Origin of the sequence: Streptomyces hamibioticus (genome assembly GCF_047946815.1) — a bacterium.
In the GTDB taxonomy this organism is placed as follows: Bacteria; Actinomycetota; Actinomycetes; order Streptomycetales; family Streptomycetaceae; genus Streptomyces.
On the sequence record NZ_JBKKQY010000001.1, the window covers coordinates 5610834 to 5636880 of the forward strand.

22 protein-coding genes are annotated in these 26047 nt (G+C 72.0%); 18 read left to right on the top strand and 4 right to left on the bottom strand.

Annotated elements, in window-relative coordinates; all coding sequences use genetic code 11:
* Positions 1-14 precede the first annotated feature (14 nt).
* Together ACLGIH_RS25440 and ACLGIH_RS25445 are read left to right on the top strand one after the other, a co-directional pair.
* Positions 15-785: a methyltransferase gene (locus tag ACLGIH_RS25440; RefSeq protein WP_416527604.1), complete on the top strand. Its 771-nt coding sequence runs from the start codon at positions 15-17 to the stop codon at positions 783-785.
* Positions 786-1080: 295 nt separating this feature from the next.
* Positions 1081-1482, top strand: a complete 402-nt coding sequence (locus ACLGIH_RS25445; protein WP_416527605.1) for a DUF3040 domain-containing protein — start codon at positions 1081-1083, stop codon at positions 1480-1482.
* Between the two features lie 365 nt (positions 1483-1847).
* Here the strand turns inward: ACLGIH_RS25445 and ACLGIH_RS25450 are convergent, their stop codons facing one another.
* The 4 genes from ACLGIH_RS25450 to ACLGIH_RS25465 form a co-directional block, all read right to left on the bottom strand.
* A complete protein-coding gene (locus tag ACLGIH_RS25450; protein WP_416527606.1) occupies positions 1848-4238 on the bottom strand; it encodes a transglutaminase TgpA family protein in 2391 nt (796 codons plus the stop codon).
* Complete coding sequence (locus ACLGIH_RS25455; RefSeq protein ID WP_416527607.1) at positions 4238-5599, bottom strand: DUF58 domain-containing protein; 1362 nt, start codon at positions 5597-5599, stop codon at positions 4238-4240. The genes ACLGIH_RS25450 and ACLGIH_RS25455 overlap by 1 nt, the downstream gene beginning before the upstream one ends.
* Positions 5599-6672 carry an AAA family ATPase gene (locus tag ACLGIH_RS25460; protein WP_416527608.1) on the bottom strand — a complete coding sequence of 358 codons (1074 nt, stop codon included), beginning with the start codon at positions 6670-6672 and terminating at the stop codon, positions 5599-5601. The genes ACLGIH_RS25455 and ACLGIH_RS25460 overlap by 1 nt, the downstream gene beginning before the upstream one ends.
* Positions 6673-6915: 243 nt before the next feature.
* Positions 6916-7470, bottom strand: a complete 555-nt coding sequence (locus ACLGIH_RS25465; RefSeq protein ID WP_416527609.1) for a beta-class carbonic anhydrase — start codon at positions 7468-7470, stop codon at positions 6916-6918.
* A gap of 501 nt (positions 7471-7971) precedes the next feature.
* Between ACLGIH_RS25465 and rsmH the strand changes: the two genes are divergently transcribed.
* The 16 genes from rsmH to ACLGIH_RS25545 all read left to right on the top strand — a co-directional run bounded on the left by rsmH (position 7972) and on the right by ACLGIH_RS25545 (position 26022).
* Positions 7972-8928: a 16S rRNA (cytosine(1402)-N(4))-methyltransferase RsmH gene (rsmH, locus tag ACLGIH_RS25470; protein ID WP_416527610.1), complete on the top strand. Its 957-nt coding sequence runs from the start codon at positions 7972-7974 to the stop codon at positions 8926-8928.
* Positions 8929-9190: 262 nt separating this feature from the next.
* The gene (gene ftsL / locus ACLGIH_RS25475; protein WP_416527611.1) at positions 9191-9706 is read left to right on the top strand and encodes a cell division protein FtsL; all 516 of its coding nucleotides are present in this window, start codon (positions 9191-9193) and stop codon (positions 9704-9706) included.
* 5 nt (positions 9707-9711) lie between these two features.
* On the top strand, positions 9712-11679 hold the full coding sequence (locus ACLGIH_RS25480) for a peptidoglycan D,D-transpeptidase FtsI family protein (RefSeq protein ID WP_416529470.1): 1968 nt from the start codon (positions 9712-9714) through the stop codon (positions 11677-11679).
* A gap of 194 nt (positions 11680-11873) precedes the next feature.
* Positions 11874-13394: a UDP-N-acetylmuramoyl-L-alanyl-D-glutamate--2,6-diaminopimelate ligase gene (locus tag ACLGIH_RS25485; protein ID WP_416527612.1), complete on the top strand. Its 1521-nt coding sequence runs from the start codon at positions 11874-11876 to the stop codon at positions 13392-13394.
* Positions 13395-13446: 52 nt separating this feature from the next.
* Positions 13447-14853, top strand: a complete 1407-nt coding sequence (locus tag ACLGIH_RS25490; protein WP_416527613.1) for a UDP-N-acetylmuramoyl-tripeptide--D-alanyl-D-alanine ligase — start codon at positions 13447-13449, stop codon at positions 14851-14853.
* Entirely contained in the window at positions 14853-15944 is a 1092-nt protein-coding gene (mraY, locus tag ACLGIH_RS25495) for a phospho-N-acetylmuramoyl-pentapeptide-transferase (protein WP_416529471.1), read from the top strand. The genes ACLGIH_RS25490 and mraY overlap by 1 nt, the downstream gene beginning before the upstream one ends.
* Complete coding sequence (gene murD, locus ACLGIH_RS25500) at positions 15926-17356, top strand: UDP-N-acetylmuramoyl-L-alanine--D-glutamate ligase (protein WP_416527614.1); 1431 nt, start codon at positions 15926-15928, stop codon at positions 17354-17356. Before mraY ends, murD begins: the two co-directional genes overlap by 19 nt.
* Before the next feature lie 69 nt (positions 17357-17425).
* The gene (ftsW, locus tag ACLGIH_RS25505) at positions 17426-18787 is read left to right on the top strand and encodes a putative lipid II flippase FtsW (protein WP_416527615.1); all 1362 of its coding nucleotides are present in this window, start codon (positions 17426-17428) and stop codon (positions 18785-18787) included.
* 6 nt (positions 18788-18793) lie between these two features.
* Positions 18794-19891 carry an undecaprenyldiphospho-muramoylpentapeptide beta-N-acetylglucosaminyltransferase gene (murG, locus tag ACLGIH_RS25510; RefSeq protein ID WP_416527616.1) on the top strand — a complete coding sequence of 366 codons (1098 nt, stop codon included), beginning with the start codon at positions 18794-18796 and terminating at the stop codon, positions 19889-19891.
* A gap of 24 nt (positions 19892-19915) precedes the next feature.
* Positions 19916-20713, top strand: coding sequence for a cell division protein FtsQ/DivIB (locus ACLGIH_RS25515; protein WP_416527617.1), 798 nt, complete (start codon positions 19916-19918; stop codon positions 20711-20713).
* Positions 20714-20999: 286 nt separating this feature from the next.
* Positions 21000-22202, top strand: a complete 1203-nt coding sequence (gene ftsZ / locus ACLGIH_RS25520) for a cell division protein FtsZ (protein ID WP_416527618.1) — start codon at positions 21000-21002, stop codon at positions 22200-22202.
* Positions 22199-22927 carry a peptidoglycan editing factor PgeF gene (gene pgeF, locus ACLGIH_RS25525; protein WP_416527619.1) on the top strand — a complete coding sequence of 243 codons (729 nt, stop codon included), beginning with the start codon at positions 22199-22201 and terminating at the stop codon, positions 22925-22927. Before ftsZ ends, pgeF begins: the two co-directional genes overlap by 4 nt.
* Positions 22928-22933: 6 nt before the next feature.
* Positions 22934-23653 carry a YggS family pyridoxal phosphate-dependent enzyme gene (locus ACLGIH_RS25530; protein ID WP_416527620.1) on the top strand — a complete coding sequence of 240 codons (720 nt, stop codon included), beginning with the start codon at positions 22934-22936 and terminating at the stop codon, positions 23651-23653.
* A 128-nt stretch (positions 23654-23781) separates the two neighbouring features.
* Positions 23782-24432, top strand: a complete 651-nt coding sequence (locus ACLGIH_RS25535) for a cell division protein SepF (RefSeq protein ID WP_416527621.1) — start codon at positions 23782-23784, stop codon at positions 24430-24432.
* Between the two features lie 83 nt (positions 24433-24515).
* Positions 24516-24800 (top strand): YggT family protein, encoded by a 285-nt coding sequence (locus ACLGIH_RS25540; protein ID WP_416527622.1) that lies wholly within the window; start codon positions 24516-24518, stop codon positions 24798-24800.
* Positions 24801-24855: 55 nt separating this feature from the next.
* Positions 24856-26022: a DivIVA domain-containing protein gene (locus ACLGIH_RS25545; RefSeq protein ID WP_416527623.1), complete on the top strand. Its 1167-nt coding sequence runs from the start codon at positions 24856-24858 to the stop codon at positions 26020-26022.
* Positions 26023-26047: the final 25 nt, after the last annotated feature.

Below are 26047 nucleotides of genomic sequence, written 5' to 3' on the forward strand. Positions count from 1 at the left end.
GAGGAGTCACTGCCGTGTCGGACCCCATGCGCCCCCGCGCTGCCCTTCGTACCGCCGTGGTCTGGGAGGTCCTCCAGGACGCCCTCGACCGCAGGGTCAAGGCCACGGGCCGACAGGCGCTGGACGTTCTCGACGCCGGAGGCGGCAGCGGCAAGTTCGCGGTGCCCCTGGCCCGCCTCGGTCACCGGGTCACCGTCGTCGACCCGAGCCCCAACGCGCTCTTCGCCCTGGAGCGCCGGGCCGCGGAGGCCGGTGTCGACGACCGCGTGCAGGGCCTCCAGGGCGACGCCCACGGCCTCTTCGACGTGGCCGAGCGCGGCGGGTACGACGCGGTGCTGTGCCACGGCGTACTGGAGTACGTGGACGACCCGGCCGAGGGCGTCCGCAACGCGGTGGCCGCCCTGCGCGACGAGGGCGTGCTCAGCCTGCTCGCCGCCGGCCTGGGCGGCGCCGTGCTCGCCCGCGCCCTCGCCGGCCACTTCTCGGAGGCCAGGCAGGCCCTGGGTGACCCGGACGGGCGCTGGGGCACGGGTGATCCCATGCCGCGCCGGTTCACCGTCGAGCAGCTCACCGGTCTGGTCGAGAGCGCGGGGCTGCGCATCGGTGCCGTGCACGGGGTGCGGGTCTTCGCCGACCTCGTCCCCGGCGTGCTGGTGGACACGGAGCCCGGGGCGCTGGACGCGCTGCTGAAGCTGGAGGCCGCGGCGGCCGAGCTGCCGGCCTTCCACTCCGTGGCCACGCAGCTCCATGTGCTCGGTGAGGCGCCGGGGACGCAAGAGGCATAGGAGTTCGAAGTTGCCTCGGATGCTGCTGGTGGCGCACCGCTGATCAGCGCCTCGGCCGCACATGGAGTACGCCACAGGCCCCCCGAACGGGGGCTTGTCGCCGTATGATCGAGGGAGACCGCCCGGCATGACGGGTCGGCCGCCGGGGAATGGGAATCTCAGCGGGCCGGGACGTCCATGGCGGAGACCGGTTGGCCAATTGGCGCAGAGGGGCGGGTTTCACGGGGGCGATTCCCTGCCTATCCTGAAGAGACCCCCCGGGTCGCCCCGGCGACTGCACGATGAGGAGGACTCCGTGCCGCTCTCGGAGCACGAGCAGCGCATGCTCGAGCAGATGGAGCGAGCGCTGTACGCCGAAGATCCCAAGTTCGCGACAGCGCTTGAGGGAAGCGGGCTGCGTACGTACACCCGGCGACGGGTCTACCAGGCGGTCGCGGGCTTCCTCGTAGGTATTGCGCTCCTCATGGCCGGTATGGTCGCCCAGCAGGTCTGGCTCAGCGTCGTGGGATTCCTCGTGATGCTGGGCTGTGCGGTTCTCGCCGTGACCGGCTGGCGCAAGGCCCCCAAGCCGGGCGAACAGCCCGCCGCCGGGGCAGCACCCCACTCGGGCCGTCAGCCACGGCAGAAACGCTCCGTGATGGAGCGGATCGAAGAGCGCTGGCAGCGGCGGCGCGACGAGCAGCAGGGCGGTCATTAGCCCGTCCGCGCCCGCTCCAGCACCACACATGTGAAGACATGCACGAAGGGGTGACCACCCTGCCGGTGGTCACCCCCTGACGCATGCCCGCAACCGGCTGCCGACCGGCTGCGCCTGATCGACGGCCGCCCAGGAGCCGGGCACAGGACGCACGGCGGCACCCGGTCTCCAGGCCGCCTGGGACCGACGGCACCCCGCTGTGCCGCGGGACGGCCACGGGCCAGGGCACTGGCCACGGGCAGCCTGGCGTGGCGCCGGGCCCGCTCGTCCCCACTGGTCCGCACCCGTGCCCGCCCCAGCCCTCGCCAGCCGCCGCCGGTCTTCGCCCGTCCCTGCCCGTCCCCGTCGTCGGTCTCGGGCTGCCGTCAGCCCCGCTGCCCCGACGGCCTGCGCCAGGTCGAGCGGGCCGCCAGGACGCGGCCGCGCACACTGGTCCACCAGTCCGACGCGGCCCAGACCACCCGCACGGTCGAGCGGGGGAGGAAGAGGGCGCGCAGCCGCGTGCCGCGCCCCACCGCGGCCCGCAGACCTGCGGTCACCCGGTGGACGTCGAGCGTGAGGCCCGCCGCCGTCTGCGGCCGGGGCGCGTAGAGGACCTGCTCCACGGCGTCCGCGACCCGGTGCACCGATGCCGCCGCCGCCGGATCGAGCCGGCCCAGCCGGGCGATCCGGGCCGCCGCTCTGCGCGGGGTCAGCGACTCGTCCGGCACGATTCCGAAGTCCCACGCGGTGTCCGTCAGCTCCTGCCAGACCGCCAGGGTGTGCGGCGCCACGTCCGCCACGCCCCTGCCGTGCGGTCCGAGCCGGATCGCCCGACTGCGCATCCGCCACAGCATCGGGGCCAGCGGGACCGCGAGTGCCGCCAGTCCGCCGAGCACCCATGCCAGCACCACGTACCACTTCGGCCCGTCGTCGTCCCCGGCGAGGACGGCCTGCGGGGACTCGCTCTCGCACGCCCCGAGCTGCCTGCGCTCACCCGAGCAGCTCTCGCTCGCCGAGGGCGCCGCCGAGGGGGCCGTCGACGACTCCTGCGTCGGCCGGGCCACGTCCGGGGTGGTGCTGCCGGGCGCGTCCGGCACGGTGTAGGGCGGGATCGATCCACGGGTCGGGGTCGGCTCGAAGCGGGTCCAGCCCACCCCCTCGAAGTACAGCTCGGGCCACGCGTGCGCGTCCCGCAGCCCCACCGACACCGTGCCGTTCGCCTGCGGGGAACCCGGTGCGAAGCCGACGGCGACCCGGGCCGGTATGTCCAGCGACCGGGCCATCGCGGCCATGGCGAAGGAGAAGTGGATGCAAAAGCCCTGCTTGTCCCGCAGGAACCGGGCGATCGCCTGCGAGCCGCTGCCCACCTCGACCCGGGTGTCGTACTCGAACCCGCCGTTGATCGCGAAGTACTCCTGGAGCAGGACCGCCTGGTCATAGGCGTTCGCCGCGCCCGCGGTGACGTCGCGGGCGGTGCGGGAGACCACCGCCGGCAGCGAGTCGGGCAGCTCCGTGAACTCCTGCCGCAGGCCGGCGGGCGGCTGGGGCGCGGACGCGAGCTGCTCCGCCGTCGGCTGCACCTCCAGGCTCCGCACCTGGTACGTCAGACCCCGGGTGTTCTGGCCGTGGTCGCCGACGAGTGTCATGCCGACCGGCTCGTACCGCCAGTTGCCCGTGACCCGCACTCCGCTCGGCGGATACGGCATCGGCAGCCAGTCCTGCGCGTACCAGTCCGCGGCCGTGATCGTCGTCGCGACCTCCTCCCGCCGGATGTCGGGGCCGAGGCCCGGCGGGGCCGGGAACCTGCCGTCCGGCACGGCGGTGATCTGCCGCTTGGACGGCTTCCAGGTGGTGCCGTCGAACTCGTCCAGGGACACGATCCGCAAATACTGGTTCGCGTAGTCGTCGGTCTCGGTGCGGACCGTGAGCACCTGGCGGTCGTCGTCCACGTTGAGACTGTCGCGCAGGGAGACCAGCGGGTTCACCGCCGAGATCGTGCCCCCGCCGCCGCTGCCGGAGCCCACGCCCGTGCCCGCGCCGTCGAGCAGGCCGCCGTCCATCGCCGGCAGGGCGAGCGGCACCACCAGGGCGGCCCCCAGCGCCACCGCGCCGATGCGCCGACCGGTGCGCACGGGGGCCGCCGCGCCGCCGGTCTCACCGCCCTGCGTGCGGGGAGCGCCGCCGAAGACGCGGCCCCACTGCGAGAGCCGGTCCCGCCCCTCGGTCAGCAGGAGCATCAGATAGCCGGCCGCCGCCACCAGGAACCACAGCCAGTCGGCGGCACCGTCGGACAGCCCCGCGGCCACCGAGTACAGGGCCAGCAGCGGCAGCCCGGCCGGGGCCGCACTGCGGAAGGTCACCGCGAGCGCGTCCACCAGCAGCCCTATCATCAGGACCCCGCCGATGAGCATCAGCCGGATGCCGTCGGACTCCAGCGGCGCCGGGATCGCGTACCGCGCGATGTCGTCACCGCCCTGGCGGAGCAGCTCGGCGAACCGGGCGAACGCCTCCGGGCCCGGTACCAGCCCGGCCAGGGCCTGCTCGCGGGCGAAGACCACGGTCAGCAGCACCAGCGCGACCAGGGCCTGGGCCGCCACGGTCAGCGGCCGGGCCAGCGGCACCCGACGGGTCGCCGCGCCCACCGCGGACAGGACGCCCAGCAGGAACGCGGCCTGGAAGATCCATGTGGCCGGCTCGACCAGCGGCAGCAGCGCGCACGCCGCCATCAACGTGGCCGCCCACGCGCACAGCGTCATGCGTGCCCGCCCGCTCATCACGCGCCCTCCCCACCGCTCGCCGCCGCGAGGCCCGAGCGCTCCCGGCCCGCCTGGCGCCACACCTCCTCCATGGAGGCGCTCCGTGGCACGCTCACGGCCGTCCAGCCGGCTTCGCGCAGCATCCGCAGCCGCCCTTCCCTCCCGTCCGACGGGCCGGGCACGTCGGCCGGTTCCCGCAGCCATCCGTCGCTGTCGAGCACGAAGGCGAGCGCGCCGGCGCTGCGCTGCCGCATCCTTGCGGCCACCGCCGCCTGCTCCTCGTCTAGGTCGCCGAAGAACGCCACCAGCAGCCCCTCACCGCCGCCGCGGAGCACGTCGTACGCCCGGGACAGTCCGAGGGCGTCGGAGTGGTCGATCACCGCGAGGGTGTCCATCATCAGCCCGGCCGCGTCCGCCGTCTGCTGGCCGGCGCCCGCGAAGCCGTCGGCGCCCTCGCCGGGCACCACGCTGCCGGTGTCCGTGAGCAGCCGCACCGAGAACCCCCGCTCCAGCATGTGCACCAGCACGGAGGCGGCGCCCGACACCGCCCACTCGAAGGCCGAGTCGGGGCCCGCGCCCGCGAAGGCGACGCCCCGGGTGTCCAGCAGCACCGTGCAGCGGGCGCGCTGCGGCTGCTCCTCGCGGCGCACCATCAGCTCGCCGTGGCGCGCGGTGGAGCGCCAGTGCACTCGGCGCAGGTCGTCGCCGTAGCGGTACCCGCGCGGGATCACGTCGTCCTCGCCCGCCAGGGCCGGCGAGCGCTGCCGCCCGTCGCCGTACCCCTTGGCCTCGCCGCCGAGGCGCACCGGCGGCAGCGGGTCGACGCGCGGGATCACGGTCAGCGTGTCGTAGGTCGAGAAGGACCGGGTCAGCTCGCACATGCCGAACGGGTCGGTCAGGCGCAGCTGCAACGGCCCCAGCGGGTAGCGGCCCCGCAGGTCGGAGCGGACCCGGTAGGACACCTCGCGCCGGCCGCCCGCCTCGACGCGGTCGAGCACGAAGCGGGGGCGCGGGCCGAGCACGTAGGGCACCCGGTCCTGGAGCATGAGCAGGCCGGTGGGCAGCCGCGAGACGTTCTCGATGCGCAGGTGCACCCGGGCCTCGCTGCCCGCGGGCACCCGCCCGGGGGAGAGCCGGCGGCTGCCCGCGACGCGGTGGCGCGTGCGGTGCAGGACGAGGACGCACACCAGCGGCAGCACCGCCAGCAGCAGTCCGACCCGGAGCAGATCGCTCTGCCCGAGCACATAGGCGCAGACCCCGGCGGCGATACCGGCGGCGAGGAAGGACCGCCCGCGGGTGGTCAGGCCGGCCAGGGCGGTGCGGACGCCGCTCTTGTCGCCCCGGTCGCCCTCCGCCTGCCCCGTCCCCCCGCCGGACATCACAGCCTCCGCGGTGGCTGCTGGCCGTACGCCGGGCCACCGCGGCCCAGCCCGATGGCACCGGCCTGCTGCGGGGCGGCGGGCACCGGGGTGCGCTGCAGGATGTCCTGGACGACCTGTTCGGCGGTGCGGCGGTTGAGCTGGGCCTGGGCCGTGGGCAGCAGGCGGTGGGCCAGGACGGCGACGGCGAGGGCCTGTACGTCGTCGGGCAGCACGTACTCCCGGCCGTTCAGGGCCGCGGACGCCTTCGCCGCGCGCAGCAGGTGCAGGGTGGCTCGCGGCGAGGCGCCGAGTCTGAGATCCGGGTGGCTGCGGGTGGCGGCGACCAGGTCCACCGCGTACCGCCGGACCGGCTCGGCGACGTGGACGCCCCGCACCGCCTCGATCAGCTTCAGGATCTCGTGCGCGTGGGCCACCGGCTGGAGGTCGTCCAGCGGGTTCACCCCGCCGTGCACGTCGAGCATTTGCAACTCGGCGTCCGGCGTGGGGTAGCCGATGGAGACGCGGGCCATGAAGCGGTCGCGCTGGGCCTCCGGGAGCGGGTAGGTGCCCTCCATCTCGACCGGGTTCTGCGTCGCCACCACCATGAACGGGCTGGGCAGTTCGTAGGTCTTGCCGTCGATGGTGACCTGGCGCTCCTCCATCGACTCCAGCAGCGCGGACTGCGTCTTCGGCGAGGCGCGGTTGATCTCGTCGCCGATCACCACCTGGGCGAAGATCGCGCCCGGCTTGAACTCGAAGTCCCGGCGCTGCTGGTCCCAGATGGACACGCCGGTGATGTCCGACGGCAGCAGGTCGGGCGTGAACTGGATGCGCCGCACGGAACAGTCGATGGACCGCGCCAGCGCCTTGGCCAGCATGGTCTTGCCGACCCCGGGGACGTCCTCGATCAGCAGGTGCCCCTCGGCGAGCAGCACGGTCAGCGAGAGCCGTACGACCTCGGGCTTGCCCTCGATCACGCCTTCCACCGAAGCGCGTACGCGCTCGACCACCGCGGTCAGGTCTTCCCCCACCCCCGAATACTCCCGGGTGGGGGAACCCCCGTGGTTGGCTCGATCGTCATAGGTCGTCACCCGGCCCTCCTCGGCCCTTCCCCATGCTTGCTGAGAAGCAAGGGGTTACCCCAACTTTCCGGACCGATGCCCCTGCGCTGCGGACCGGCCCACCCCGAAACACGGACACCACACGGGAAAAGTTCCGCGTGACGCCCCTCCCGCATTCTTGCCGCCGTTACCGATTCGTGTCACTCGCCTGTGGACAACTGGCCGCGTTTTGTCGGGTCTTACGACCTTTGCGGTGCTTGCCCGGAGGCGGGATCAGGCGGTGGCGGGATCGATCTCCCGCAGCAGACCCGTCTTCACGTCGTAGACGAAACCCCGCACGTCGTCGGTGTGCGGCAGGAAGGGCGAGGTCCGCACCCGCCGCATCGACTGCCGTACGTCCTGGTCCACGTCCCGGAACGACTCCACCGCCCAGGAGGGCCGCTGGCCGACCTCCGTCTCCAGCTCGCCGCGGAAGTCCTCGGTGAGGGTCTCCATCCCGCAGCCCGTGTGATGGACGAGGACCACGCTGCGGGTGCCCAGCTTCCGCTGGCTGATGGTCAGGGACCGGAGCACGTCGTCGGTGACCACGCCGCCCGCGTTGCGGATGACGTGCGCGTCGCCGTTGCGCAGGCCGAGCGCGGCGGTCACGTCGAGCCGGGCGTCCATGCAGGCCACGACGGCGACGTGGAGAGCGGGGCGCGCCTCCAGGTCCGCGTCGGCGAACTCGGCGGCGTACCGCGCGTTCGCCTCGACGAAGCGGTCGGTGACGGAGCCGGCGCCGGCTATGGCGGACTTGGGGCCTGCGGGAACCGATGCAGAAGTCGTCATACCCATGACGTTACTGGTCACCGGTGGCCGGGGCCCGCCGTGGGCGGGCCGGGGCCGGAGCGGGAGGGGCACAAAGAAGGGGACAAAGAAGGGGACAAGGGGCAACAGGGCGCGTCAGCGTGCGCCGGTGTGAGGTAACCCACGGGGGTGATACGCCTCCCCCCGTCCGAGTGAATCCCGTGCCCGGCCGCTTCGCGCCCGGGCCGGCCCGCGACGCGCAGGCCGGTTGATTGACCGGGAGACAGGGTGGACTAAAGTGGCGCGAAGCGGGAGGCGAGGCTCTCCCTGCTGGACTGAAACACCCGGAGACCTGGGCGACGTACCCCGGATCTCCCCACGTGCGCGGCGCGTACGTACGGCTCGGCCTCCTCCCGCTCACGGTCGGCTGACGCTTCCGGCGCCGGCAGGCCTCCCCTTCTCCGGGGACCCCCCGGCCTGCCGGGGGGAGGGCGGGGGCCCGGCGGTGCGTACCACCGCGCCGGACCTGAGAGGCCGTCCCCGTTGAGCCAGAGTCGACACGTCCCGGTGATGCTCCAGCGGTGCCTGGACCTGCTGGCGCCCGCCCTGGAGGAGCCGGGGGCCGTGGTCGTCGACTGCACGCTCGGTCTCGGCGGCCACAGCGAGGCGCTGCTGGAGCGGTTCCCCGAGGCCCGGCTGGTCGCCCTCGACCGCGACAAGGAGGCGCTGCGCCTGTCCGGCGAGCGGCTCGCGCGGTTCGGCGAGCGCGCCACCCTGGTGCACGCCGTGTACGACGAGCTGCCCGGCGTACTCGACCGGCTCGGCCTCCCGCGCGTCCAGGGCGTCCTGTTCGACCTCGGCGTCTCCTCCATGCAGCTCGACGAGGCCGGCCGCGGCTTCGCCTACGCCCACGACGCCCCGCTCGACATGCGCATGGACCAGACGACCGGCATCAGCGCCGCCGAGGTCCTCAACACCTACCCGCCGGGCGAACTCGTCCGCATCCTGCGCGCGTACGGCGAGGAGAAGCAGGCCAAGCGCATCGTGTCCGCCATCGTGCGCGAGCGCGAGAAGGAGCCGTTCACCACCAGCGCCCGGCTGGTGGAGCTGATCCGCGCCGCGCTGCCGCAGGCCGCCAAGCGCACCGGCGGCAACCCGGCCAAGCGCACCTTCCAGGCGCTGCGCATCGAGGTCAACGGCGAGCTGTCCGTGCTGGAGCGCGCGATCCCGGCCGCCGTCCGGACGCTCGCCGTGGGCGGGCGGATCGCCGTGCTCTCCTACCACTCGCTGGAGGACCGGTTGGTCAAACAGGTGTTCGCGGCGGGTGCCGCCAACACCGCGCCGCCCGGCCTCCCGGTGGTCCCCGAGCGCTACGCCCCCCGGCTCAAGCTGCTCACGCGCGGTGCCGAACTTCCCACCGAGGAAGAGATCGCCGAGAACCGGCGCGCGGCGCCGGCCCGGCTGCGCGGAGCCCAGCGCATCAGGGAGGACGTCGAGTGAGGCAGCCGAGCCGGGGACGGGTGCGGGAGGCGGCCCCCGGGCCCGTCGCGCAGGGCGCGCGTGCCGCGCGACGCCCGGCATGCTCCCCCGCAGGGGACACCCCGCCCGCCGCACCGAGCGGGAGCCGGGTGAGCCCGGTACGAGCCCTCGGCACGTCCGGTACGAGTGCTTCCGGGCGGCACACCGAGAGCACGCACCGGACGTCGCGCGGCCGCTCTCCGGGCGCCGCTTTCGTCACCGGCTCCGGCCGCGAGGAGGGCGAGTGAGCAGGAAACCCGAACTGAAGGGCAGGGCCGCGCGGCTCGCCCGGCTGCTCCCGGCGGGCCGGGCGCGGGCCGCCCGGACGCCCTTCGTGCTCCTCGTCGTCCTCCTGCTGGGCGGCGGCCTCATCGTGCTGCTGGTGCTCAACTCCGCGCTGAGCGAAGGCTCGTTCCAGCTCGGCGACCTGAAGGAGGAGACCAAGAGCCTCACCGACCAGGAGCAGGCCCTCCAGCGCGACGTCGACGCCTACTCCGCCCCGCAGGCCCTCCAGCGCCGGGCCCGCGAACTGGGCATGGTGCCCGGCGGCGACCCCGCCTTCCTCACCCCCGACGGCACCGTCAAGGGCTCCCCGGGCCCCGCCTCCGGCCCGGTCACCCCCCTCGTCATCGCCCCGGAGGCGCTCATCGAGCCGCCCGTCACCACGACACCGGGCACCGCCCCGACGCCGAGCACCGCCCCGACGCAGCCGCCGGCCACGACGCCCACCCCGACCCCGACCCCGACCTCCGGCAGGTGACCGAAGTGGATGGCGATTTCGGCAGGCAGAAGCGCGGCCGCCGGGTGCCCGGACCCGCCCGGCCCGCCCGCCCCGGCAACCAGCGGCGGCCCCGCCCCGGCGCCCGCCCGGCCCGCCGCTCCGGCCCGCCCCGGCCGCCCGCGCCGCGGACCATCCGGCTCGGCAGCCCGCGGCCCCGGCTGCGCCTGATCGGCCTGGCCCTGACCCTGGTGCTCATCGCCTTCACCGTACGGCTGCTCCAGGTGCAGGCCGTCGACGCGAGCACCTACGCCTCCCGGGCCGAGCAGAACCGCTACGTCGTGCACACCCTCCCCGCCGAGCGCGGCGGCATCACCGACCGCAACGGCGTGGCCCTCGCGACCACCGTGGACGCCTACGACATCACCGCCGACCCCACGATGTTCACCCGCGAGCAGCTGAAGGTCGGCGACGGCCCCGAGCAGGCCGCGGCGCTCCTCGCCCCCATCCTCGGCGCGGACCAGGAGGACCTGGCCGCCAAGCTCCGCCCGGAGAACAAGGAACTGCGCTACGTCCGCCTCGCCCGCAGCCGCACCCCGCAGGTCTGGAACCAGATCAAGGACCTGAAGACCGCCCTCGCCACGAAGTCGAAGACGGACAGGTCCACCGTCAACGTCCTGGCGGGCGTCTTCGCCGACCCCAGCAGCAAGCGCCTCTACCCCAACGGCACCCTCGCCGCCGGGGTCCTGGGCTGGGTCAACTCCGAGGGCAAGGGAAGCGGCGGCCTGGAGCGGAAGCTGGACAAGACGCTGGCCGGTGAGGACGGCAAGATCCGCTACGCCCAGTCCGGCGGCCTGCGGGTGCCCACCGTCGGCTCCACCGAGACCCCGGCCGTGCCCGGCAGCGACGTCGAGCTGACCATCGACCGGGACATCCAGTGGGCCGCCCAGCACGCGATCAGCGAGCAGGTGAAGAAGTCCGCGGCGGACGGCGGCTACGTCATCGTCCAGGACACCCGGACCGGCGAGATCCTCGCCATGGCCAACTCGCCCGGCTTCGACCCCGGCGACCTCGCCCACGCCGACCCCGAGGCCCTCGGCAACCCCGCCCTGCAGGACGCCTTCGAGCCCGGCTCCACCGCCAAGGTGATGTCGATGGCCGCCGTGCTGGAGGAGAACGTCGCCACACCCATGACCCACGTCACCGTGCCCAACCGGCTGCACCGCGGCGACCGGCTGTTCAAGGACGACGTCGACCACCCCACCTGGTACCTGACGCTCAACGGCGTACTCGCCAAGTCCAGCAACATCGGCACCATCCTGGCCACCGGCCAGCTGGGCGAGAACCAGGCGGAGTCCAACCGGGTGCTCCACTCCTACCTGCGCAAGTTCGGCCTCGGCGCGTACAGCGGGCTCGGCTTCCCCGGCGAGACCAAGGGCATCCTCGCGCCGCCCGACCAGTGGTCGACCTCGCAGCAGTACACGATTCCTTTCGGCCAGGGCGTGTCCGTCAACGCCCTCCAGGCGGCGTCCGTCTACTCGACGATCGCCAACGGCGGCGTCCGGATCGAACCCACGCTCGTACGCGGCACCAAGGGCCCGGACGGACGCTTCGCCGCCGCCCCGGAGCCCAAGAAGACCCGAGTGATCAGCGAGAAGACCGCGAAGACGCTCGCCCGCATGCTGGAGTCCGTCGTCGACGACGAGGAGGGCACCGGCACCAAGGCCCGCATCCCCGGCTACCGGGTCGCGGGCAAGACGGGCACCGCCAACCGAGTGGATCCGGCCACCGGCAAGTACAAGGGCTACACCTCGTCGTTCGCCGGGTTCGCGCCCGCCGACCAGCCCCGCGTCACCGTCTACTGCGCCATCCAGAACGCCACCAAGGGGAGCTACTTCGGCGGCCAGATCTGCGGACCCATCTACAAGCAGGTGATGGAGTTCGCCCTGAAGACCCTCCAGGTCCCGCCGACCGGGGCCGGCCCCGCCGCCATCCCGGTCACCTTCAAGCCCTGATCAGCACCGTGCAGTACCGAGCCACCCAGGAACCACCCGTGACGACGATCACCCCCGACCCCGGGAACCACAGCCGCCCCGGCACCGACCACGCTGCGCGTGGGCCCCTTTTTAGCCCGCAGGCGGGTGCGCCCGGTACGCTCACCGCCGTGCCACAGCCTGATCAGTCCCAAACCACCCAGAAGGGCCAACCCGTGACATACCCGGGACCGCCCCGGCCGACGCAGGTCTCCGCCACACCCCTCGCGGACCTTGCCGACCAGCTGGGTGTCACCGCCCCCGAGGGCACCGCCGAGGTCACGGGCATCACCCACGACTCGCGCGCCGTCCGCCCCGGCGACCTGTACGCCGCCCTGCCCGGCGCCCGCGCCCACGGCGCCGACTTCGTCACCCAGGCCGCCGGCCTCGGCGCCGCCGCCGTGCTGACCGACCCGTCCGGCGCCGAGCGCGTCGCCGAGACCGGTCTGCCGGCGCTCGTGGTCGACAACCCGCGCGCGCGGATGGGCGAACTGGCGACCACGATCTACGGCCACCCCGGCCGCGATCTGCTCCAGATCGGCATCACCGGCACCTCCGGCAAGACCACCACCGCCTACCTCATCGAGGGCGGCCTGCGGACGGCGAAGTCCACCGGCCTGATCGGCACGGTGGAGATGCGCATCGGCGACGAGCGCATCAAGTCCGAGCGCACCACGCCCGAGGCCACCGACCTCCAGGCCCTCTTCGCGGTCATGCGCGAACGCGGCACCGAGGCGGTCGCCATGGAGGTCTCCAGCCACGCCCTCGTGCTCGGCCGGGTCGACGGCTGCGTCTTCGACGTCGCGGTCTTCACCAACCTCAGCCCGGAGCACATGGACTTCCACTCCGGCATGGAGGACTACTTCCAGGCCAAGGCGCAGCTGTTCACACCGCTGCGCAGCAGGCTGGGCGTGGTCAACGTCGACGACGAGTACGGCCGCCGGCTCGCCAAGGAGGCCACCGTCCCGGTGATCACCTACTCCGCCGAGGGCCACCCCGACGCGGACTGGCGTGCCGAGGACGTCGAGGTCGGACCGCTGGACTCGACGTTCGTCGCCATCGGCCCCAAGGGCGAGCGGATCAACGCCAAGTCGCCGCTGGCCGGGCCCTTCAACGTGGCCAACACCCTCGCCGCCGTGGTCGCCCTGGCCGCCGCCGGCCTCGATGTGCAGTCCGCCGCCGACGGCGTCGCCGCGCTGCCGGGCGTGCCGGGCCGCCTGGAGCGGGTGGACGCCGGCCAGCCGTACCTCGCGGTGGTCGACTACGCCCACAAGACCGACGCGGTCGAGTCCGTCCTCAAGGCGCTGCGCAAGGTCACCGAGGGCAAGCTGCACGTCGTGCTGGGCTGCGGCGGCGACCGGGACACGACCAAGCGCGAGCCGATGGGCGCCGCCGCGGCCCGGCACGCCGACACCGCCGTGCTGACCTCCGACAACCCCCGCTCCGAGGATCCGCTCGCGATCCTCGCCACCATGCTCCAGGGCGCGGCGTCCGTGCCCACGTACGAGCGCGGCGAGGTGCAGGTCTTCGAGGACCGGGCCGCCGCCATCGCCGCCGCGGTCGCCCGCGCCGAACCCGGCGACACCGTGCTGGTCGCGGGCAAGGGCCACGAGCAGGGACAGAACATCGCCGGGGTGATCCGGCCCTTCGACGACCGCCAGGTGCTTCGCGAAGCCATCCAGAAGTCCCGGGGATGAGAACCCTCAACGACCCAGGGATGAAATTCCAGAAGATCCAGGGGATGAACTTGTGATCGCCCTCTCCCTCGCCGAGATCGCAGAAGTCGTCGGCGGGCAGATGCACGACATACCGGATCCGTCCGTCGAGGTCACCGGGCCGGTCGTCCGGGACTCCCGCGAGGCGGGGCCCGGCAGCCTCTTCGTCGCCTTCGTCGGCGAGCGCGTGGACGGCCACGACTTCGCCCCGGCGGTCGTCGAGGCCGGTGCGGTCGCCGTGCTCGGCTGCCGCCCGGTCGGCGTGCCCGCGATCGTGGTGGACGACGTGCAGTCCGCCCTCGGCGCCCTCGCCCGTCATGTCGTACGGCGCCTGGGGGCCACCCTCGTGGCCCTCACCGGCTCCGCCGGCAAGACCAGCACCAAGGACCTCATCGCACAGGTGCTGAGCCGCAAGGCGCCCACGGTGTTCACGCCGGGCTCGCTCAACAACGAGATCGGGCTGCCGCTCACCGCCCTCAGCGCCACCGGGGAGACCCGGTTCCTGGTGCTGGAGATGGGCGCCCGCGGCATCGGCCACATCCGGTACCTCACCGAACTGACCCCGCCGCGCGTCGGTCTGGTCCTCAACGTCGGCTCCGCGCACATCGGCGAGTTCGGCGGCCGGGAGCAGATCGCGCAGGCCAAGGGGGAGCTGGTGGAGGCCCTGCCGGAGGACGGGGCCGCGATCCTCAACGCGGACGACCCCTACGTACGGGCCATGGCCTCCCGGACGAGGGCGAAGGTGATCCTGTTCGGAGAGTCCGGCGAAGCGGACGTTCGCGCCGAGAACGTGCGACTCACGGACACCGGACAGCCGGCCTTCAGGCTTCACACACCCTCCGGTGCAAGTGATGTGACCATGCGCCTGTACGGTGAGCACCACGTGTCGAACGCGCTCGCCGCGGCCGCCGTCGCCCACGAGTTGGGCATGTCCGCAGACGAGATCGCCCACGCGCTCTCCGAGGCGGGCTCCCTCTCCCGCTGGCGGATGGAGGTCACCGAGCGCCCGGACGGCGTGACGGTCGTCAACGACGCCTACAACGCGAACCCCGAGTCCATGAAGGCCGCCCTGCGCGCGCTGGCGGCCATCGGCAAGGGGCGCCGGACGTGGGCGGTGCTCGGCAAGATGGCCGAGCTCGGGGACGAGGCGCTCGCCGAGCACGACGCGGTCGGACGGCTCGCCGTCCGGCTCAACGTCAGCAAGCTCGTCGCAGTGGGGGGCCAGGAGGCCGCCTGGCTGCAACTGGGCGCATATAACGAGGGTTCGTGGGGTGAGGAGTCGGTGCACGTGTCCGACGCACAGGCGGCGGTCGACCTGCTGCGCAGCGAGTTGCGCCCGGGGGACGTCGTACTCGTGAAGGCGTCCCGTTCGGTGGGGCTGGAGAGCGTCGCGACGGCGCTGCTCGAGCCCGGCGCCGAGGGTGAGGTCGCCGCCCGATGATGAAGCAGATCCTGTTCGCAGGAGTCATTGGCCTCTTCCTCACCCTGATCAGCACCCCGCTGCTGATCAAGCTCCTGGCCCGCAAGGGCTACGGCCAGTACATCCGCGACGACGGACCGCGCGAGCACGCCAGCAAGCGCGGTACGCCGACGATGGGCGGCATCGCCTTCATCCTGGCGACGGTCGCCGCCTACTTCCTGGCCAAGGTGATCACCAGCTCGCTCGACCCCGAGGCGGACGCGGCGCCGACCTTCTCGGGTCTGCTGGTGCTCGGGCTGATGGTCGGCATGGGTCTGGTCGGCTTCCTCGACGACTACATCAAGATCGTCAAACGGCGTTCGCTGGGCCTGCGGGCCAAGGCCAAGATGGCCGGCCAGCTGATCGTCGGCATCGCCTTCGCCGTGCTCTCACTGCAGTTCGCGGACAACCGCGGCAACACCCCGGCCTCCACCAAGCTGTCGTTCATCACCGACTTCGGCTGGTCGATCGGGCCGGTGCTGTTCGTGGTCTGGGCGCTGTTCATGATCCTCGCGATGTCGAACGGCGTGAACCTCACCGACGGCCTCGACGGTCTGGCCACCGGCGCCTCCGTCCTGGTCTTCGGCGCCTACACCTTCATCGGCGTCTGGCAGTTCCAGGAGTCGTGCGCCAACGCGCAGACCCTGCCCAACCCCAACGCCTGCTACGAGGTGAGGGACCCCCTCGACCTGGCGGTGGTCGCCTCCGCGCTCATGGGCGCCTGCCTCGGCTTCCTGTGGTGGAACACCTCACCGGCCAAGATCTTCATGGGCGACACCGGTTCGCTCGCGCTCGGCGGTGTGCTCGCGGGTCTGGCGATCTGCTCCCGCACCGAGCTGCTGCTCGCCATCCTCGGCGGTCTGTTCGTCCTGATCACCATGTCCGTGGTGATCCAGGTCGGCTCCTTCCGCCTCACCGGAAAGCGGGTCTTCCGGATGGCGCCACTCCAGCACCACTTCGAACTCAAAGGCTGGTCCGAAGTCCTTGTCGTGGTCCGGTTCTGGATCATCCAGGGCATCTGTGTGATTGTCGGACTGGGTCTCTTCTACGCGGGATGGGCAGCGCACAAGTGACCAACTGGCAGGGAAAGCACGTCACCGTCGCCGGGCTCGGCGTCTCCGGCGTCCCGGCGGCCAAGGTGCTGCACGGGCTCGGCGCGATCGTCACGGTCGTCAACGACGGCGACGACGAGCGCGCCCGGGCCCAGGCGGACGAACTGGAGACCCTCGGCGTCACCGTGCGCCTGGGCGACGGCGACACCCTGCCCGACGGCACCGAGCTGATCGTCACCGCACCCGGCTGGAAGCCGGACAAGCCGCTGTTCGCGGCGGCCGAGGCGGCCGGCGTCCCGGTCTGGGGCGATGTCGAGCTGGCCTGGCGCCTGCGCGGCCGAGACGGCAGGAAGGCCGCCCCCTGGCTCGCGGTCACCGGCACCAACGGCAAGACCACCACCGTCCAGATGTTGGCGTCGATCCTGAAGGCGGCCGGCCTGCGCACGGCCGCCGTCGGCAACATCGGCGTCTCGCTGCTGGACGCGGTCACCGGCGACGAGGAGTACGACGTCCTCGCGGTGGAGCTGTCCAGCTACCAGCTCCACTGGGCGCCCTCCCTGCGCGCCGACTCCGCGGCGGTGCTCAACCTCGCCCCCGACCACCTCGACTGGCACGGCTCCATGGAGGCGTACGCCCGCGACAAGGGCCGTGTCTACGAGGGCAATCGCGTCGCCTGTGTCTACAACGTGGCCGACAAGGCCACCGAGGACCTGGTCCGCGAGGCCGACGTCGAGGAGGGCTGCCGGGCCGTCGGCTTCACCCTCGGCACCCCGGCGCCCTCCCAACTCGGCGTCGTGGAGGGCATCCTGGTCGACCGCGCCTTCGTCGCGGACCGGCACAAGAACGCCCAGGAGCTGGCCGAGGTGTCCGACGTCCGCCCGCCCGCCCCGCACAACATCGCCAACGCCCTCGCCGCCGCCGCCCTCGCCCGCGCCTTCGGCGTGCCGGCCGCGGCCGTACGGGACGGGCTGCGGGCCTTCACCCCCGACGCCCACCGCATCGCGCACGTCGCGGACGTGGACGGGGTGGCGTACGTCGACGACTCCAAGGCCACCAACACTCACGCGGCCGAGGCGTCCTTGGCGGCGTACGACTCGATCGTCTGGATCGCCGGCGGACTCGCCAAGGGCGCGACCTTCGACGAGCTGGTCGCGGGCGCCGCGAAGCGGCTGCGTGGCGCCGTGCTCATCGGCGCCGACCGCGCGCTGATCCGCGAAGCCCTGGCGCGACACGCCCCCGAGGTACCCGTCGTCGACCTCGAGCGGACCGACACTGGGGCGATGCTCCAGGCCGTCCAGGAGGCGCGGCGGCTCGCGAAGCCCGGCGACACGGTGCTGCTCGCCCCGGCCTGTGCCTCCATGGACATGTTCACCAACTACAACACGCGCGGCGACGCGTTCGCCCGGGCCGTTCGCGAACTCGGCGCGCGGTAGACCCGGCCGCCTGCGCCGGGCGACCTCGGGAGGGACGCGTGGGACGCGCGAGTGACAGCGGAGGCGCCGATGCCCGTTAGCCGCACCGGTCGGCCGCCCGTGCAGCGGGCACCCCGCCGCCCCGCCGCCCCGCCGCCCCCGGGCGAGAACCCCGTCGTACGCCTGCACACGCGCGTGCGCCGCGCCTGGGACCGGCCGCTCACCGCGTACTACGTGATCCTCGGCGGCAGCTCGCTGATCACCGTGCTGGGCCTGGTGATGGTCTACTCGGCCTCCCAGATCACCGCGCTCCAGCTGTCGCTGCCGGGCTCGTACTTCTTCCGCAAGCAGTTCCTGGCCGCCCTGATCGGCGCCGGGCTGCTGCTGCTCGCCATGCGGATGCCGGTGAAGCTGCACCGGGCGCTGGCCTATCCGATCCTGGCCGGTGCCGTGTTCCTGATGGCCCTGGTGCAGGTGCCGGGGATAGGGATGGCGGTCAACGGCAACCAGAACTGGATCTCGATCGGAGGACCCTTCCAGCTCCAGCCCAGCGAGTTCGGCAAGCTCGCCCTGGTGCTGTGGGGCGCCGACCTGCTCGCCCGCAAGCAGGACAAGCGGCTGCTGACGCAGTGGAAGCACATGCTGGTGCCGCTGGTGCCGGTCGCCTTCCTGCTGCTCGGGCTGATCATGCTCGGCGGCGACATGGGTACGGCGATCATCCTGACGGCGATCCTGTTCGGCCTGCTGTGGCTGGCCGGCGCCCCGACCCGGCTGTTCGCCGGGGTGCTGGCCGTCGCGGCGCTGCTCGGTGCGATCCTGATCAAGACCAGCCCCAACCGTATGGCCCGGCTCGCCTGCATCGGCGCCACCGACCCCGGACCCGACGACTCCTGCTGGCAGGCCGTGCACGGCATCTACGCCCTGGCCTCCGGCGGACTGTTCGGTTCCGGGCTCGGCGCCAGTGTGGAAAAATGGGGCCAACTCCCCGAAGCACACACCGACTTCATCTTCGCCGTCACCGGTGAGGAACTGGGCCTGGCGGGGACGCTGTCGGTGCTCGCCCTGTTCGCGGCTCTAGGCTATGCGGGTATCCGCGTGGCCGGACGCACGGAGGACCCCTTCGTGAGGTATGCCGCGGGAGGCGTGACCACCTGGATCACGGCCCAGGCCGTGATCAACATGGGTGCGGTGCTCGGTCTGCTGCCGATCGCCGGCGTCCCGCTCCCGCTGTTCTCCTACGGAGGATCCGCCCTGCTGCCGACCATGTTCGCCATCGGGCTGCTGATCGCCTTCGCGCGCGACGAGCCTGCTGCGCGGGCGGCGCTCGCGGTGCGGCAACCTCGCGTTGGTAGAAAGCGGGGGACCGGGGGCACCGGGTCCAAGCGGAACCCCCGGAGTTGGAACACGATGCGACGGCGTGCCTCGGCGGCGCGCTCGTCCGGAGAGCGGTGAATTTCGGTGCATGTCGTACTCGCCGGCGGAGGAACCGCGGGCCACATCGAGCCCGCGCTCGCCCTCGCGGACGCCCTGCGCAGGCAGGATCCGACCGTGGGCATCACGGCCCTGGGCACGGAGCGCGGCCTGGAGACCCGCCTGGTGCCCGAACGCGGCTACGAACTGGCGTTGATCCCGGCCGTGCCGCTGCCGCGCAAGCCCACCCCCGAGCTGATCACCGTCCCGGGCCGGCTGCGCGGCACGATCAAGGCCGCCGAGCAGATCCTGGAGCGCACCAAGGCCGACGCCGTGGTCGGCTTCGGCGGCTATGTGGCGCTGCCCGGCTACCTCGCCGCCAAGCGGCTCGGTGTGCCGATCATCATCCATGAGGCCAACGCCCGCCCGGGCCTGGCCAACAAGATCGGCTCGCGCTACGCCTCGCAGGTCGCCGTCGCCACCCCGGACAGCAAGCTGCGGAACGCGCGCTACATCGGCATTCCGCTGCGCCACTCCATCGCCACCCTCGACCGGGCCGCCGCCCGCCCCGAGGCCCGCGCGATGTTCGGGCTCGACCCCAACCTGCCGACGCTGCTGGTCTCCGGCGGCTCGCAGGGCGCCCGCCGCCTCAACGAGGTCGTCCAGCAGGTCGCGCCCTGGCTGCAGCAGGCCGGTATCCAGATCCTGCACGCGGTCGGCCCGAAGAACGAACTGCCGCAGGTGCAGCAGATGCCGGGAATGCCCCCGTACATCCCGGTAAGTTACCTGGACCGGATGGACCTCGCGTACGCCGCGGCCGACATGATGCTCTGCCGCGCGGGCGCGATGACCGTCGCCGAACTCTCCGCCGTCGGCCTCCCGGCCGCCTACGTCCCGCTGCCCATCGGCAACGGCGAACAGCGGCTGAACGCCCAGCCGGTGGTCAAGGCCGGCGGCGGACTGCTGGTCGACGACGCGGAACTGACGCCCGAGTGGGTGCAGCAGAACGTCCTGCCCGTGCTCGCCGATCCGCACCGGCTGTACGAGATGTCCCGCGCCGCCGCCGAGTTCGGCCGCCGGGACGCCGACGACCTGCTCGTCGGCATGGTGTACGAGGCGATCAACGCCCACCGTGCACACCGCTAGGGCCCTGTGACGGAAGGCAGGAATGTGGCCGGACCGACGACCGCGGAGCGCGGTGAACGCCAGCAGGACTCGTCGTCCGGCCCGCCTCCCGCGCGCCGCTTCCGGCTCCCCCGTCTTCGTACGATCGTCGTCCTGGCTCTCGCCGTGGTGCTCCTCGCCTCCGGGTCGATCTGGGTGCTCTACGGCTCGAACTGGCTGCGCGTGGAACGTGTCTCGGTCTCGGGTACCCGCGTCCTGACGCCCGCACAGGTGCGCGAGGCCGCCGACGTCCCGGTCGGGGAGCCGCTGATTTCCGTCGACACCGAGGCGATCGCGGCCCGACTGTCCCGGAAATTGCCCCGAATTGACGCCGTTGACGTCGTCCGCTCCTGGCCCCACGGAATCGACCTGAAAGTGACCGAGCGCACTCCGGTCCTCATTGTGCAAAAGGGCGAAAAGTACGTCGAAGTGGACGATGAGGGTGTCCGATATGCCACGGTTTCCCGCGCCCCCAAAGGCGTCCCCGCGCTGAAATTGACGCTGTCCCGCAAGGGTTCCGCCGCCGCGAGCCTGCGTCGCTTCGGCGAGGACCGCCTGGTCCGCGAGGCGGTACGGGTCGCCGCCCGGATTCCGGCCGCGGTCGCGCGCGAGACACGGACCGTCAAGGTCCGTTCGTACGACGACGTCACGCTGGAGCTGAGCGGGGGCCGCACCGTGGCCTGGGGCAGTAGCGAGAAGGGCCGCGACAAGGCCCGCGCGCTCACCGCGCTGAGGAAAGCCGCGCCCGATGCGCGGCACTTCGACGTAAGTGTCCCCAGCGCGCCCGCGTCATCGGGGAGTTGACGCACATCCGCGCAGGCCAGCACCCTGGTTGGGCAGCGCTACGGCTGATCACATAGGGTGAAAAGAAAAACGGGAGGTTCGGCGTGTTCGTTGAACGCGCGCCACGTGTCGACTTAGTGTCCTGTTCAGAAGACTTCAGGGAACAGACACACTGGTAACCCTAAACTTCAGCGTTAGGGTTCGGGTCGGCGCTACGGACCGTCCCATTCGGCATCAGTCGTCGGTCGCGGGGCACCAGTGCCTCGATGAATCGACGACACGTAACTCGAGGCGAGAGGCCTTCGACGTGGCAGCACCGCAGAACTACCTCGCAGTCATCAAAGTCATCGGTGTCGGCGGCGGTGGTGTCAATGCCATCAACCGGATGATCGAGGTCGGTCTCAAGGGTGTCGAGTTCATCGCCATCAACACGGACGCACAGGCGCTGTTGATGAGCGACGCCGACGTCAAGCTGGACGTCGGCCGCGAACTCACCCGCGGACTCGGCGCCGGAGCCAACCCGGCCGTCGGCCGCAAGGCCGCCGAGGACCACCGCGAGGAGATCGAGGAGGTCCTCAAGGGGGCCGACATGGTCTTCGTGACAGCCGGTGAAGGCGGCGGCACCGGCACCGGCGGCGCGCCCGTCGTGGCCAACATCGCACGCTCGCTCGGTGCCCTCACCATCGGCGTGGTCACGCGCCCGTTCACCTTCGAGGGACGGCGCCGCGCCAACCAGGCCGAGGACGGCATCGCCGAGCTGCGCGAAGAGGTCGACACCCTCATCGTCATCCCCAACGACCGGCTCCTGTCCATCTCGGACCGCCAGGTCAGCGTGCTCGACGCGTTCAAGTCCGCCGACCAGGTCCTGCTGTCCGGTGTGCAGGGCATCACCGACCTCATCACCACGCCGGGCCTGATCAACCTGGACTTCGCCGACGTCAAGTCGGTCATGTCCGAGGCCGGTTCGGCCCTCATGGGCATCGGCTCCGCCCGCGGCGACGACCGCGCGGTCGCCGCGGCCGAGATGGCGATCTCCTCGCCGCTGCTGGAGGCGTCCATCGACGGCGCCCGGGGCGTGCTGCTCTCCATCTCCGGCGGCTCCGACCTCGGTCTGTTCGAGATCAACGAGGCCGCCCAGCTGGTCAGCGAGGCCGCCCACCCCGAAGCCAACATCATCTTCGGCGCGGTCATCGACGACGCCCTCGGCGACGAGGTCCGGGTCACCGTGATCGCGGCCGGCTTCGACGGGGGCCAGCCGCCCGCCAAGCGGGACAACGTCCTCGGCTCCTCCTCGGCCAAGCGCGAGGAGCCCGCCCCGGCACGGCAGACCGAGAGCCGCCCCTCCTTCGGCTCGCTCGGCAGCGTCAAGCCGAAGGAGGAGCCCGAGCCGGCCGCGCCGGAGCCGGCCGCCGACCTGCCGCCGGTCGCCCCGCCGCCCCCGGTCCCGCCGTCGCGGAGCTACTCGGACAGTGCGGCCGAGGAACTGGATGTGCCGGACTTCCTGAAGTGATAGGACAGCGCGACACCGTGGACGGCGCGCACTTCGCCTTCACCGACAGGTGGGGCGGGGTGAGCGCCGTTCCGTACGAAGAGCTCAATCTCGGCGGCGCGGTCGGCGACGACCCCGCCGCCGTCACGTCCAACCGCGAACTGGCCGCGAAGTCGCTCGGCATCGACCCGGCCCGCGTGGTCTGGATGAACCAGGTGCACGGAGCGGACGTCGCCGTGGTCGACGGTCCCTGGGGCGAGAGCCCGGTACCGCAGGTCGACGCGGTCGTCACCGCCCGGCGCGGTCTGGCCCTCGCCGTCCTCACCGCCGACTGCGTGCCCGTCCTGCTCGCCGACCCCGTCGCCGGCATCGCCGCCGCGGCCCACGCGGGCCGGCCCGGCATGGTCACCGGCGTGGTCCCCGCCGCCGTACGCGCCATGACGGAACTCGGCGCCGAGCCCGGCCGGATCGTCGCCCGCACCGGACCCGCCGTGTGCGGCCGGTGCTACGAGGTGCCCGAGCGGATGCGCGCCGAGGTGGCCGCCGTCGAGCCGGCGGCGCACACCGAAACGAGCTGGGGCACTCCGGCGGTCGATGTGACCGCCGGAGTGCACGCTCAACTGGTGCGCCTCGGGGTGCGCGACCGGGCGCAGTCGCCGGTGTGCACCCGGGAGTCGCAGGACCACTTCTCGTACCGTCGCGACCGCACCACCGGGCGGCTCGCGGGCTATGTCTGGCTGGACTGATGAGGCATGACGGACCGTAAGGACGAACTCGCCGGAAACCTGGCGAAGGTGGAGGAGCGCATCGCCGCCGCGTGTACGGCGGCCGGGCGCCCCCGCGAGGACGTGACCCTGATCGTGGTCACCAAGACCTACCCGGCGAGCGATGTGCGGGTCCTCGCCGAACTCGGTGTGCGGCACGTCGCCGAGAACCGGGACCAGGACGCGGCGCCCAAGGCCGCCGACTGTGCGGATCTGCCGCTCAGCTGGCACTTCGTCGGTCAGTTGCAGACCAACAAGGTGCGCAGTGTGGTCGGCTATGCCGATTTCGTGCAGTCCGTGGATCGTCCCAAGCTCGTCACGGCTCTGTCGAAGGAGGCCGTGCGGGCCGGCCGCGAGGTCGGGTGCCTGATCCAGGTCGCCCTCGACGCGGGGGAGAGCGGGCGCGGGGAGCGGGGCGGCGTCGCGCCCCGGGGAATCGAAGAGTTGGCCGATCTCGTCGCCGGTTCGCCGGGGCTCCGGCTGGGCGGGCTGATGACCGTCGCCCCGCTGACCGGGGAGTACGCCGGGCGCCAACGTGCGGCGTTCGAGCGCCTCATGGATTTGTCGACTGACCTGCGCCGCGCTCATCCGGCTGCGAACATGGTCTCCGCAGGGATGAGTGCGGATCTCGAAGAGGCCGTTGCCGCCGGAGCGACACATGTGCGCGTCGGCACTGCGGTACTCGGAGTCCGCCCCAGGCTCGGGTAACGTCGCCAAGAAGTCGGACCACAGCAGAAAATATGGTCATTACCGTCGAAAGGCGGACGAACGACCTCGTGGATCGCAGGCACTTGGCAGTCGTCAGCCGATCCACCACAGAGCGGAGGACTCAGAGCATGGCCGGCGCGATGCGCAAGATGGCGGTCTACCTCGGCCTCGTGGAGGACGATGGGTACGACGGCCGGGGGTTCGACCCCGACGACGACTTCGAACCGGAACTGGACCCGGAGCCCGAGCGGGACCACCGGAGGCACGAGCCGTCGCACCAGTCCCATGGTTCGCACGGTTCACACCAGTCCCAAAGGGACGAAGAGGTACGAGTCGTACAGCCGCCCGCGCCGCGCGAGCCGGTCTCCCGTTCCGCTTCGCTGGCCGCGGAATCCGGGCGTCCGGCGCGCATCGCGCCCGTGGCATCCATCACACAAGAACGCGCAAGCCTGGAAAAGAGCGCACCGGTCATCATGCCCAAGGTCGTGTCCGAACGAGAGCCCTACCGGATCACCACGCTTCACCCCCGGACCTACAACGAGGCCCGTACCATCGGGGAACACTTCCGTGAGGGCACACCTGTGATCATGAATCTCACTGAGATGGATGACACAGATGCGAAGCGACTTGTCGACTTTGCGGCCGGTTTGGTGTTTGGTCTTCACGGCAGTATCGAGCGGGTGACGCAGAAGGTGTTCCTGTTGTCGCCTGCTAACGTCGATGTCACGGCGGAGGACAAGGCCCGCATCGCAGAGGGCGGGTTCTTCAACCAGAGCTGAGACGCACCACCGGTGAGAGCACGGATCGGGGAACGGATCCAAGCGATGAAAGCGATGGATCAGGGGAGAGGGAAGCACAGGTCATGAGCGTGTTTCTGGATGTCGTGTACATCGCGCTGATGTGCTTCCTCATCGTGCTCATCTTCCGGTTGGTCATGGACTACGTCTTCCAGTTCGCCCGCTCGTGGCAACCCGGCAAGGCGATGGTGGTCGTTCTGGAGGCCACCTACACTGTCACCGATCCACCGCTGAAGCTTCTGCGGCGGTTCATTCCGCCGCTGCGTCTCGGGGGCGTGGCGCTCGACCTGTCCTTCTTCGTACTACTGATCATCGTCTACATCCTGATCTCGATCGTGAGCCGGCTGTGAGCGATGAGAGAACTACGGGCTTGCCGAATGCCGACGACAACGTTGAGGTGAAGAGATGCCGTTGACCCCCGAGGACGTGCGGAACAAGCAGTTCACGACCGTCCGCCTCCGAGAAGGCTATGACGAGGACGAGGTCGATGCCTTCCTCGACGAGGTCGAAGCCGAACTGACCCGCCTGCTCCGTGAGAACGAGGACCTGCGTGCCAAGCTGGCCGCGGCCACGCGTGCGGCCGCGCAGAACCAGCAGAACATGCGCAAGGGCCCCCCGGAGCAGCAGCAGGACGGTCAGCAGGGCGGCATGCCTCAGCAGGGCATGCGAGGTCCCGGCGCTCCGGTGCCCGCCGGCATATCGGGCCCGCCGCAGCAGCAGCAGATGGGCGGCCCCATGGGCGGCCCGCCCCAGCTGCCGAGCGGTGCCCCGCAGCTGCCCGCCGGTCCCGGCGGTCAGGGTGGCCCCCAGGGTCCCGGCCCGATGGGTCAGGGTCCGGGGCCGATGGGCCAGGGCCCGGGTCCGATGCAGGGCCAGATGGGCCACGGTCCGATGGGCGGCCCCATGGGCGGCCCGCAGGGTCACGGTGGCCCGGGCGGCCCCGGCCTGCCCGGCCAGGGCGGTCCCGGTGGCGACAGCGCCGCGCGCGTTCTGTCGCTGGCCCAGCAGACCGCCGACCAGGCGATCGCCGAGGCCCGGTCCGAGGCCAACAAGATCGTCGGTGAGGCGCGTTCGCGTGCCGAGGGTCTCGAGCGCGACGCCCGTGCCAAGGCCGACGCCCTGGAGCGGGACGCGCAGGAGAAGCACCGCGTCGCGATGGGCTCCCTGGAGTCCGCCCGCGCCACGCTGGAGCGCAAGGTCGAGGACCTGCGCGGCTTCGAGCGCGAGTACCGTACGCGGCTGAAGTCGTACCTGGAGTCGCAGCTGCGTCAGCTGGAGACCCAGGCCGACGACTCGCTGGCCCCGCCGCGCACGCCCGCGACGGCGTCCCTCCCGCCGTCCCCGGCGCCCTCGATGGCTCCGGCCGGCGCGAGCTCCCCGTCGTACGGCGGCAACCAGTCGATGGGCAGCGGGCCGAACCAGTCGTCGTCCGGGCCGTCCTACGGCGGTCAGCAGCAGATGTCGCCGGCGATGACCCAGCCGATGGCGCCGGTGCGCCCGCAGGGGCCGTCGCCGATGGGACAGGCGCCTTCGCCGATGCGCGGGTTCCTGATCGACGAGGACGACAACTGACGGCGGGTGCCGGTCTGTGACGACC